Genomic DNA, 10,815 nt, shown 5'->3' with positions numbered 1-10,815 from the left:
TGTTTTGTCTTCTTGAATTTCTCGCTCTGAGAACTTCTTCCATTATACTGGATTCTTTGACCCCTCTCCACCGTTTCAATGCATTTGCTTATTGGTTTTTTTTGTATATCAGCTTATTTATTTGTATTTTCTATATGTGGGGTTGTTCTTTTTTGAAATGCCCCAACAGGTGTCCCAGGAAACGTTTTGTAAAATATCTTTTTTGATTGATTGACGCTTTTCCCCCTTATTCTTCTCTTCTATTCATTTCCATTCCGAGTAATAAAAAAACAACAAACCATTATGATTTGCTGTTTCATTTATTCCGGACATGGTAAACTTGCGGTTGTTTGTATGATCAGCGTTAGAATATCGCTGAATAAAACGGAATCAGCATATGAAGCAGAATGATCCCTAGTCCGTATATCCCACCCATCAAAGCTCCGACTGTACAAAGCAGAATGACAGTCAGATTCATAATGATAGCCGCATACTTATAAATCTTTTCTTTGGAAAAAAATGCGAGCAAAATACAGCCATAGAAGCCACACCACAACCCATATTTCAATCCGTTTTTGTAGATCTCGCCTATCCCGCTCCTACCGATGCCACTTCCTGTTTCTGGCATACTCTTTTAATTCGTTCAACATACTCTGATGCTCTCTGGACTGCATCTTCGGAAAAGCTTTCAGCAGACGGTTCCCCACCTTGCTTCTGTAATCCATCATCTCCTGGTAGCGCTTCCGCAGCTCGGCCTGCGCATCCTCCAGCTTCTTTCTGCCCTCCAGCTGCATTTCTTCCAGTTTCTTTCTTCCTTCAGCCTGCACATCCTCCAGTCTCTTCTTCCCTTCCTTTTGCACTTCCAGCGTATCCAGAACATTTTCCGAAAGACTTTCTCCTACTTTATTGGACAGCACCTTCAATTCTGCCGCGATCTTTTCCATGGCTTCCAGCTTTTTATTCAGCTTCAGGATGCCCGCCACCGTCACATACAGGTCGGCTAACAGCGCACCTGTTAACAGTACCAGCAACACCAGCCCTACTGTGGTGGGGATTAACTGAACGCCTTTTTGTATCACCGGATGGATCAGCAGGACGATCGCCACCAGTGCTACTCCCCAGATCAGGGAAAACAAAAGGCAGACATATCCGCCGATATTGAAGGGACGATTGGAATAATCCCACCACTTGTGATGGAACAGCTTGTCCAGCACATAGCCCGTGATCCCTTCAATGACAGTCACCAGAACCGTCCCCACTATGTATAAAAGTAAAAGATTCGTCCGCAGTGGTTCTAAAAACAGCAGCACCACCGCAACCCCCACTCCATAGATGGGACAGATAGGGCCGTTTAAAAATCCGCGATTGACAAATGTCTTCTGTACGACTGTGGCATACATGACCTCCACACACCACCCCAGGATCCCGTAAGCAAAAAAATACCAAATAAACTCATATACCCTCATGAACAACTACTCCGCTTTCTTGTGTTTTCCATTTTCAAGAAGAGGGATCTCTATGGGATCGATGGCGTTCAGCGGATTTTCTATCTCACCTTTTTGCCTTCTTTTTCTCCTTTTAATGATTTCCCCCATTTTATTGTAGATCCAAAAAGAATAAACCAAGATCTTATTGGCCCTTCCCATCTTGTCTTTTGTCGTTTTTCCGTACAGCCTGCCTCCTGCCTCAACAGGCGCCTTTTCCCTGATCAAAGAGATCAGCTCGGTTTCACAGGTCACCCTCCGGGGCAGTATGGTATAACCTGTACCGATACAGTCCGGCCGATGTGAATCACTTCCTCCGATGCCCACCTTTTTGTATCGACTGGCAAGCCTGGAGGCTCCTTCGTTGGATTCTTTTGATTCGCAGGCATTAAATACTTCAAAGAAATCAAACCGCTTGGCAATCTCCGGCGCCCTGAAATACCTCTTGGTCGTGGCAAAGCTAAGATACTTCTCTCCACAGGGATGCGCCGGTCCTAAAATACCGCCGTGCCTGTGTACGATATCGATCAAAATAGACACTGGAAGCCCCCTCAGCTCCAGGATCCGCATCTTCACCTCCTGTGGCATGATGCATAAGATATGCCCCGCATCGCAGGTGTCGTATTCAATCCCTTTTAACACCACAAAATCTTTGTGGCGTTTCCCCTTTATATGTTCCTTCCAATAACGGTAACCTTTATAGGTGTCATGGTCTGTGATCAGCATCCCGTCAAATCCACAGTCTTTCAATGTGGAAATATATTCTTCCAGACCAACTTTGCTGTCAACGGAACCTTCTTTTACATGACAATGCATATCTATTTTCATGAACGGTTCCCCCTTTCCTCTTCTGACATGCGTATTCTAGTCATCCAGATCAAAAATGACAAATTCTTCTTCCTGGCTCTCCTTCTCTCCCGCTTCTTCTTTCCCCGCCTTTTTCTTGCGGGTCTTCTTTTCTCCTTCTACCCCTTCTTTTTCCTCTGCTTCCTCTTCTGACCATACTGTCTTTTGTTCCAGCTCCTCCCCTTCCAGAAGGAGAATCTCCTGGGAATCTTCAAGGCTTTCCTCCTCTGTGCCGTCTTCCTCCAGGATCCTTCTTGCCTGTTCAATTTCCGACTCTCTGGATTCTTCCTCTTTGATCTTTCTGGCGTAAACTTTTTCGTGCCGTCCTACTTTCCTGGAGTGCAGGATAAATTGAATCCAGATTCCGAGAATTGCCAGAATCCCTCCTACCGCATATCCTACGATGGGCTGCAGAGTGATGTCCAAAACCTGTTCTGCCAAAAACACCAGTGAAGTGCCTGTCATGAGTCCGCCGGCAATACCTGTCACCGTCATGATCATAGGTGTCAGAAAGATTGCCGCCAGCACAGCCAGCACCGTGATGATCCCCGCTCCGATCAAAACGACGATCTCAGCGCTCCTTCCGAAGAACATCTGTATGGCGGCTACCGTCGCCATTCCATAAACGCCCGTAAGGACAAAGGCTCCGATCCTCCGAAACACTGCACAAAGTATGCACAGCAGTACGCTGCTGCCCAGGATCACTGCCGTAGCTGTGGTCCCTTCCAGATTCATCAGCAAAACAACTGCGCTCCCTGCTGCCATTCCTGCAATCAGGCCCGACAAAGCAGCAAAGATACGGAAAAGCTTATATCCAAAAAAGCACAACAACAATCCCACTACAATGCTTATGATTGCAGATGCCAGTACGACCTGTGTGAAAGCTCCTCCTATGCTGCGGCTGGACGGAACCAGCTCAAACAGCAAAGACTTCCCTTGTTCTATCATTTGATCCATTTCTATTTTCTCTCCTTTGTTCCTCCGGCTTTTACGCCGTCCTCTTATAATTTCTTTTGTTGAAACGCCATTATACCATTATCCGGAGATTTTTTCCATGAAAAAATCAGTCTGTGCTTTTTACAGATGTATGATCCGGTCTGCCGCACACGCTTTTTCTGCCATCCCTATCCCAGGTATACCACTTCCTGCTCTGGTTTTCTTGCCGGTTTTATCTGTAAAAGATGCAGGATCGGCTGGTACTGGCCCCCTTCTCCCGTCGGCTGGAAATCGTACCTTACCCGTACCCGCACCCACTTTCCGTTTTTTATGGAAACCTTTCTGTCGTATCTGCAGGGATATCCATAAAACCTCACGTCTGCCGCGCAGCAGGTCATGATCTTACGCACAGGAGCAAAGATTCCCTCTGCCATTCTTTCCGTTCGGAAGCTCTGTGCTGTAAACTCGATTTCCTTATCCTGATACCGCTCCGGATGATCATAGGCGTCTGCATACCAGATGCCAAAGTCATCATCCTCCACAACGATCCTGGACCCGTCCGTCCTGTAAGGAAGATCTTCTTTTGTTTCCTGAATGATCTTTCCGTCAAGATCCTCAAAGATCACCTGGGTCGCAGGATTCTGGATCCTCACAGCCCGGCGGAAGCCCGAACGGTTGACCTCTTTTCCGCACCGGTTTACCACCACCAGATCGGACAGCAATAACTGCTCCATTAGAAGATTCCGCATATTATCCAGATACAGCTGCAGCGTCTGACCGTTGACTGTTGAATAGACTCCCTGCAGTTCCCAGTTCTCTGGAAATGGCACAGCCGTCAGATTTTTCAGACTCCACATTCCATTAAACTCCAGAATCACCTGTACCGGCTCCTGCTTTCTGTCCCATTTTTTCAGCATCTCCGGTGTCAATTCCGAAAAATCCCTGACTCTTACCAGCGTGATCTCTTTTTCCTTCTTGTACGCTTCCGGGTAAGACACTTCTCCTTCTTCACAGAGAATCAAAAGCGTCCTGCCTTTTTCCATCCATTCCTGCTCCATCAGAGTTTCTCTGATCAGCGTCGTCTTCCCGCTGTCCAAAAACCCTGTACACACAAATACCGGTTTTTTCATCGTTTCCTCTTCCTTCTACGCTACACACAGAACAGCCGTCCCAGTTCTTCTTCTGCCAATCCTGTTCCGATCACGCAGAATCTGCCCGTATAGTCTGCTTTTCCTTCTCTTACTTCATATTCTCCCGGAATCAGGTCAAACTGCTTCCACCCTCCGTCTTCCATCTGCAAGATTCCCTTGGCCCGCAGGATCGTCCCATATCCTTCCGCCTCCGAAAGCGCTTTCAAAAGAAACTCCAGTTCCGCCTCTGTATATCTGTGCACCGTCTCTTTCCCCCAGCTTGTGAACACTTCATCTGCATGATGATGGTGGTGATGGTGATGATCGTGCGCATGACGGTGGTGATGGTGGTGTCCATGGCCACAACACCCCTGCTGCTCTTCCGAATGTTTGTGATCACATGCTCCTTCCGAGTGATGGCGACCATTCCCACAGCATCCCTTCTGCTCTTCCGGATGTTTGTGATCGCATGCTCCTTCCGAGTGATGGTGCCCATGACCACAGCATCCTTTCTGCTCTTCCGGATGTTTGTGACCGCATGCTCCTTCCGAGTGATGGTGCCCATGCCCACAGCATCCTTTCCCGTGCTCTTCCAAGTCATGCTCTCCCTTGCAGGTACCCGTTTCTCCCTGTCCATGGCCACATGCTTCTGCATGAAAATGCCCTTCGTGTCCGTAGCTGCAGCACTCTCCGTGCGCATGTGCCTCCTCTGCTCTCAGAAATCCTTCCGGCTCCCGATTCCCTTCCAGCGCCCCCAGCAGTGCATCCTTTCCTAATTTGCTCCATTCTGTGGTAACAAAGGGCGCCTCCCTGTTGATGCGGCGCAGAACAGATACACATCTTTTGACAGCTTCCTCTTCCATCATCTGTGTACGGCTCAGTACCACTGTTGTTGCATGCCTCACTTGATTCTCATAAAATTCTCCGAAATTTTCCAGATACAGCTCTGCCTTTTTCCCGTCTACGACCGCCACAGCGCCCTCTATCACAATCTCGTCCTCCTGCAGATTCCTTACCGCTTTTATTACATCTGACAATTTTCCCACGCCGGACGGTTCGATCAGGATCCTGTCCGGCGCATAGGTATCCATCACCTGCCGCAGCGCCTTTCCAAAATCACCCACCAATGTACAGCAGATGCACCCAGAATTCATCTCCGTGATCTCAATTCCCGCATCTTTTAAAAATTCTCCGTCTATCCCGATCTCTCCAAATTCATTCTCGATCAAAACCAGCTTTTCCCCCTGAAAGGCTTCCTGAATCAGCCGTTTGATAAAGGTGGTCTTGCCTGCTCCCAAAAATCCTGAAATGATATTTACCCGAATCATAAAAAACTCTCCTTTTGCCATTGGTTACTTGATACTAACTTTATGGTGTGACATAACTCATTTTACCACAAATCTTCGACACTGTACGATTCTTCATGCTTTTTTCACAATCCTTTTAGAATCCCGGAAGAATCTCCTATCCTGGCAAAGCGTCCGGTAATGAGAGATTCCCCAGAGAGCGTTTTGTCAAGTGCCTTTTTATGTTTATGGACGTTTTTGGAAAATTAAGCAACAAAAAACAGCAAACCTTTTTGATTTACTGTTTCTCAAATTGTTATATTCAATTAGACAAACTGGGATTTTGCTATCTCATTTTTTCTTGACACTCGCTACACTCTCTATCGTGAATAGAAATAATTCCGCCACATTTAGGACAAGTATATTTTATTTTCTGTTGTTCCATAAACTGCTCCAAATCTTGTGCTTGAACAAAACGGCTATTTTCTGTAAGGCTTGTTTGATACCGTTTGTTATAACTTTTTTCAAGATTTTTAATCCACTTACATGGATATTCCGTACACTCAAAACAATATGATAATGCTTTTGCTTTGATACAATCCTTTATTTTGCATTTACGACAATGTTCAGGTTTTCCTTTATCACTATTCAAGCACCCGGCACAAGGTTTTTTATGGTAACAGTGCTTATAACAAACTTTACAATTCATTCCACATGGAGCAAACATACTTATATCAATTTTTTCTGGCATTATCATATTTGTCACCTCCTTCATCAAATTCTAATTTTCCTAACTGTTCGACATATTGGAATTTACTAAACTATAAAAAGATTATCTATTGCTATATACAGAAAGGGAACATACATAAAAAACAGACTCAACCTTTCCCATAGACCTTCATATGAAAATGCTGTGTCTTTAAAATTGTCTTTGTCTCCCATGATAAAAAATACAAAGAATAACATTGCCAACACAAATGAAATTGCGCAAACTGTGCCTTGTATAATATCATTACTCTTAAAAGCTAAAATGCACTGTAGCAAAGGGAAAAATAATAAAGTCATAAACCCAATAGCAGAGCCTGCACCATGAATTTTAGAGGCTATTGTAACCTTTTCTTTTGACTCATTTACGCTAAATATTCCCGACAGTATTCCTGCTCCTACTGCAAAAGCGGAAATCGAGATAAATGTTAATACTGCCAACACACTTGAAACGGTGATATTGTTCTTAAAAATTACAACTGAAGCAAGCAGCAAAAAAGCACCTAACCACACAAGCCAAGCATTGTAAATCCATCTTACAGGGCTTTCGGGACTTCCTAAAACACTCATAACCATTGTTTTGCTGTTGTACCCTATATAAAAATGTTTCAAAATCCAAGGGAGGACAAACTCACCAAGTATGGTTATCAGTAAAAGAATATTGAAGATAAAGCTATCAATTAAACCAATCATTTTAGGTATCCTTTCGGGTGGGCAAATTCTAATTTGTTTTACTCGATGTTTGTAATATTATACCATTTTTTAGTCATTTTTTACAGGTCTAATTCTTGCTTCTTTACCTGTGATAGTTCTCTGTTTTCTTGTTGTAACTTCTCTATACAGCTTCTTACACTTTCAGCTTGTTCCACTTCTTTCCGTAGGTCTATGATTTGAGAATACAGACTATCTTTTTCTTTCTTCAAGGCTGTTACTTCCGATTTCCAGTTGGATATATTTAAGGTCTTGCTTCCGCCTAAATGCTCTTTCAAAAATCTCTTGGCACTTTCAAATAAAATAATCTCTGTGGTATGCTCGTTATAAAAATCTTCCTGTTTGCGTTTCTTTAATTTAGCATAGGCTTTGTAGGTATCTTTATGTTTCAAATATTTCTCGGCTTGGTCGATAAGTTGTACTCTGTCATCTATTTTCTTTTCGGTATCTTTAATAGCTCTTGTGGTCTTGTAATTCTTATCTCTTAAAGTAACTATGCTTTCTTTCAGTTCCGATAGGGAGGTGATGTTTTTCTCTTTTAGGTACTGATAGCTTTCAATGTATTGTTCTAAATCTGTATTATAGTTATCTGCGTTTTTATGGATAAGATTTTCAAAGACGGATAGCAGATTTTCTTTAGGTGGGAGGGTGGATTTGAGATTATCAGTTTCTACTTTTTCCTCTTTTCCAATTCCCCTTATCCAATTTAACAAAGCTTTTATTCTTCTTGAGATTTCTTTTAATATCTTGTTTTGGTGTCTGATTTCTCGGTTGATGTTTCCTCTGTCTGTGGTTATGCCTTTTTTCTCCATTTGACTTGCTGATACACCTAAATGAATGGTAGGTATTTGTTCTATTCCTTGTCTTTGATAAGAACGGTGATCGACTTTTTCCTGTATGTTGTTTTCTTCAAGACATTTGTTTATAATATTTGCCCATGCTTTTCGCCACTCTTCCGCTTTGTCTTGTTCGTTCCAATCTGTTGTATTGATTTTTCTTGTTTTATAATTTCCATTTTTGAGTTTTACTTTTTCTCCGTTTTCATCAAGAATATATTCCTTTTTTGATTTTGCTCCCCATGTCTTATCTTCGTTGAACGGTCGCATGGTAAGTAAAATATGAGCGTGTGGGTTTCCGTCATTTTTATCGTGTAAGGCAATATCGGCACACATACCGACATTTACAAAATTTTCTTTTACATACTCCCTAACAAGTTCTATCTGTTTTTCCCTGTCTAATTCTTTAGGCAATGCAATTTCTATTTCTCTTGCAAGCTGTGAGTTTTTACTTTTTTCGATTTTCTCCACGCTATTCCATAATGTTCCCCTGTCCGAAAACTCCTGTGGTGCATTTTGTGGTAATAGAATTTCGGTATGGGCGATTCCTCCTTTTCTTGTAAAGTCATGGACTATGCCGTCATACTCGTTTTTTATCTTTTCGCCACTTCGATAGGCGGAAGCTGCCACTGCACTTTTACCTTTGCCTCTTGAGATAATTTTGATACTGAGATGATATATTGCCATAAGAGAACACCTCCTCTCTTTTTCTGATACTTTGATGTGGCGATGGATAAGACTTCCTAAAAAAATCGGATTGCTTTTTATCCGATTTCTTTTGGGAAGTACACAAGGGGTAGGAAATTTATTTCCGTAGGGGAGTGTAGCTCCCCTGTATCAGCGTTTAGCTGATATGCTCTCTGCAAGAGCCTTCGGAGAACGCACACACCCTTTAGGGTGTATAAGTGCGCCCTTGTAAACAAGGGACTATTCCTCTGTTTCCGTTACTTCCTCTTGTGTTTCTGTATTTTGATTTTCACTTTGTTCTCGCTTTGCTATGATTTTTAGTATTTTTTGATAGACTGATTCTTTTATATTCGGGAATGTAATTAGTTGATAAAATTCGTCTTTGGTGAAGTCTTTGCTTGCGGAAAAGATACTTTCAAAGACTGCTCCTTTTTCATAAAGGCGTCTATCTCTCTTTTTTCTTTCTTCCTGTTTCTGCTGACTAATGAGTTTTTTTCTTTTATTTTGTAACTGCTTAATCTCTTCTTCTGCCATTAAAATTTTTTCTTCTATGTTTTTCATTTTCTGTTTTCCTTTCTTCTGTTTTTGGACAAAGAAAAAACAGTAAACCTTTTTTGATTTACTGTTCCTGTGTTAGATTTTATGAAATTCTTAGTTATGTGAGCTGAAATTTTATCATTCTAACTATTACTTAATCTATTTAAAGCTTCAATTTCACTTTCAACAAAAAATATATCATTCCCTTGATTACATTCATAAATAAAGGCATTTAGAGCATTACTCTCATGATTAGAAAAATCGCCTATAATTGCTAATTTCATTTTATAGTTTATTAATTTTTGCAAAATATTTCCTGCGATTTTATTGCTGAGATGAAAGAACTCTTCTGTAAGATTATCTTTGCTAATGATAAATTTATTTTCTCCCGTTTCATAAGCGATTGTCATAAACAAATCTAAAAATGACTGTTCATCTGATATTACAATCGACTTATCTTCAATTCGTACAACTTTGGTTTTATCTTTTGATTCCAATATTTTATGTTTCACTTAATTCCCTCCAAATTATTTTTTGCTATTCTAAATCCCAAATCATCGATTCTAAAATCCGGAAAACTCTTTCTCCTTGAAGTAACGCCACAAGCTCTCTTTTCGCTTGCAAAGCTCCCACCTCTGAAAATGCGATAGTTTCCATATCGTTCTTCATCATACAAATCAAAACACCATTCCCAAACATTTCCAATCATATCAAAAAGTCCAAAATTATTTTCTTTTTTTGTTCTTACTTCATGTAATCTTCCATCCGAATTTTCTTCAAACCAAGCAATATCTTCAATATTATCATATCGATATCCTTCTGCATTTCCTCTACAAGCATATTGCCATTCTGCATCTTTTGGTAATCTAAATCCATTTTTGGAATGATCAAATATAATTTTTTCCGAAGCAGAATTCAATGTATAGCACTTTTCCAATGAAAGTTTTTCAGAAAGCAGATTGCAAAATTTAATTGCATCTATCCAACTGATATTTACCACCGGAAAATCTTTTATTTGAATATTGTAGTCAGTATCCATTACATAATTATATAGTTCATTAGTTACAGGTGTTTTTAACAATAAAAATGATTGAATCATCACTAATTCCTGTTTAACAATTTTTTCTTTTTTTATTCCGGGAATAGACATTTTGTAATCCGAACTTAACCACTTGACCGGATCTACAAAATCTCTGATTAGCTCCTGACCTTCCAGAATTAAGACCATATTTTCTTTTAAATATCTCATCAAGTCCATTTTTCACACCTGTAAATTTAATTTTGTTTATCTATATTGATTAATATTATACCATTTTCAATGGCTTTTTTCCACTGTCAGATTTCCTACTTACCCTCAAGCATTCATCAGAACATACGGAAAAAGAACAGAAAAGTTGGATATAAAAATTATCTTTTTCTTTTATTCTTTCTGTTCCGATTGTAATATTTTTAATAGTTTATCTTGAAATGTTTCCTTGCTGTTTTTATCAAAATATATCTCCGTTACAAAGGTCTTGCCTTTTATCTTTTTTGTTAGAATACCGTCGGGCTTTCGGTGTTGGGGTTGTTCTTCTGTCGGTTTTTCTTTGATGTCTGTTTTCTCACTTTCTGCCATTCA

Annotated in this window: 13 protein-coding genes; all 13 read right to left on the bottom strand. The window is 40.9% G+C overall.

Translation table 11 applies throughout. From position 1 onward, the window contains the following. Window positions 1–343 precede the first annotated feature (343 nt). The 13 genes from SOW26_RS07360 to SOW26_RS09715 all read right to left on the bottom strand — a co-directional run bounded on the left by SOW26_RS07360 (window position 344) and on the right by SOW26_RS09715 (window position 10,812). A complete protein-coding gene (locus tag SOW26_RS07360; RefSeq protein ID WP_154476025.1) occupies window positions 344–607 on the bottom strand; it encodes a hypothetical protein in 264 nt (87 codons plus the stop codon). Beyond that, entirely contained in the window at window positions 579–1,445 is an 867-nt protein-coding gene (locus tag SOW26_RS07355; RefSeq protein WP_154476027.1) for a putative ABC transporter permease, read from the bottom strand. The genes SOW26_RS07360 and SOW26_RS07355 overlap by 29 nt, the downstream gene beginning before the upstream one ends. Before the next feature lie 6 nt (window positions 1,446–1,451). Beyond that, window positions 1,452–2,291 carry a PHP domain-containing protein gene (locus tag SOW26_RS07350; protein WP_154476029.1) on the bottom strand — a complete coding sequence of 280 codons (840 nt, stop codon included), beginning with the start codon at window positions 2,289–2,291 and terminating at the stop codon, window positions 1,452–1,454. Between the two features lie 36 nt (window positions 2,292–2,327). Beyond that, complete coding sequence (locus SOW26_RS07345; protein ID WP_320652166.1) at window positions 2,328–3,266, bottom strand: hypothetical protein; 939 nt, start codon at window positions 3,264–3,266, stop codon at window positions 2,328–2,330. A 167-nt stretch (window positions 3,267–3,433) separates the two neighbouring features. Beyond that, a complete protein-coding gene (locus SOW26_RS07340) occupies window positions 3,434–4,375 on the bottom strand; it encodes a TIGR03943 family putative permease subunit (RefSeq protein ID WP_320652165.1) in 942 nt (313 codons plus the stop codon). A gap of 20 nt (window positions 4,376–4,395) precedes the next feature. Beyond that, window positions 4,396–5,703 carry a CobW family GTP-binding protein gene (locus tag SOW26_RS07335; protein WP_320652164.1) on the bottom strand — a complete coding sequence of 436 codons (1,308 nt, stop codon included), beginning with the start codon at window positions 5,701–5,703 and terminating at the stop codon, window positions 4,396–4,398. Between the two features lie 304 nt (window positions 5,704–6,007). After that, on the bottom strand, window positions 6,008–6,418 hold the full coding sequence (locus SOW26_RS07330; protein ID WP_276959843.1) for a DUF3795 domain-containing protein: 411 nt from the start codon (window positions 6,416–6,418) through the stop codon (window positions 6,008–6,010). 59 nt (window positions 6,419–6,477) lie between these two features. Further along, window positions 6,478–7,119 carry a DUF998 domain-containing protein gene (locus tag SOW26_RS07325; protein ID WP_276959844.1) on the bottom strand — a complete coding sequence of 214 codons (642 nt, stop codon included), beginning with the start codon at window positions 7,117–7,119 and terminating at the stop codon, window positions 6,478–6,480. Window positions 7,120–7,199: 80 nt separating this feature from the next. Beyond that, a complete protein-coding gene (mobQ, locus tag SOW26_RS07320; RefSeq protein ID WP_320652163.1) occupies window positions 7,200–8,660 on the bottom strand; it encodes a MobQ family relaxase in 1,461 nt (486 codons plus the stop codon). Window positions 8,661–8,900: 240 nt separating this feature from the next. After that, complete coding sequence (locus SOW26_RS07315) at window positions 8,901–9,221, bottom strand: DUF3847 domain-containing protein (protein ID WP_320652162.1); 321 nt, start codon at window positions 9,219–9,221, stop codon at window positions 8,901–8,903. A gap of 119 nt (window positions 9,222–9,340) precedes the next feature. Beyond that, window positions 9,341–9,709 carry a DUF4180 domain-containing protein gene (locus SOW26_RS07310; protein WP_270471548.1) on the bottom strand — a complete coding sequence of 123 codons (369 nt, stop codon included), beginning with the start codon at window positions 9,707–9,709 and terminating at the stop codon, window positions 9,341–9,343. After that, the gene (locus tag SOW26_RS07305; protein WP_320652161.1) at window positions 9,706–10,455 is read right to left on the bottom strand and encodes a formylglycine-generating enzyme family protein; all 750 of its coding nucleotides are present in this window, start codon (window positions 10,453–10,455) and stop codon (window positions 9,706–9,708) included. Before SOW26_RS07305 ends, SOW26_RS07310 begins: the two co-directional genes overlap by 4 nt. A 162-nt stretch (window positions 10,456–10,617) precedes the next feature. Further along, window positions 10,618–10,812: a transposon-encoded TnpW family protein gene (locus SOW26_RS09715; protein ID WP_320652173.1), complete on the bottom strand. Its 195-nt coding sequence runs from the start codon at window positions 10,810–10,812 to the stop codon at window positions 10,618–10,620. Between the last annotated feature and the right edge of the window lie 3 nt (window positions 10,813–10,815).

It is taken from the genome of Suipraeoptans intestinalis (assembly GCF_034091795.1).
In the GTDB taxonomy this organism is placed as follows: domain Bacteria; phylum Bacillota; class Clostridia; order Lachnospirales; family Lachnospiraceae; genus Suipraeoptans; species Suipraeoptans intestinalis.
Note: the sequence above shows the minus strand (reverse complement) of the source record. Positions and strands in the feature narration are given on the sequence as shown.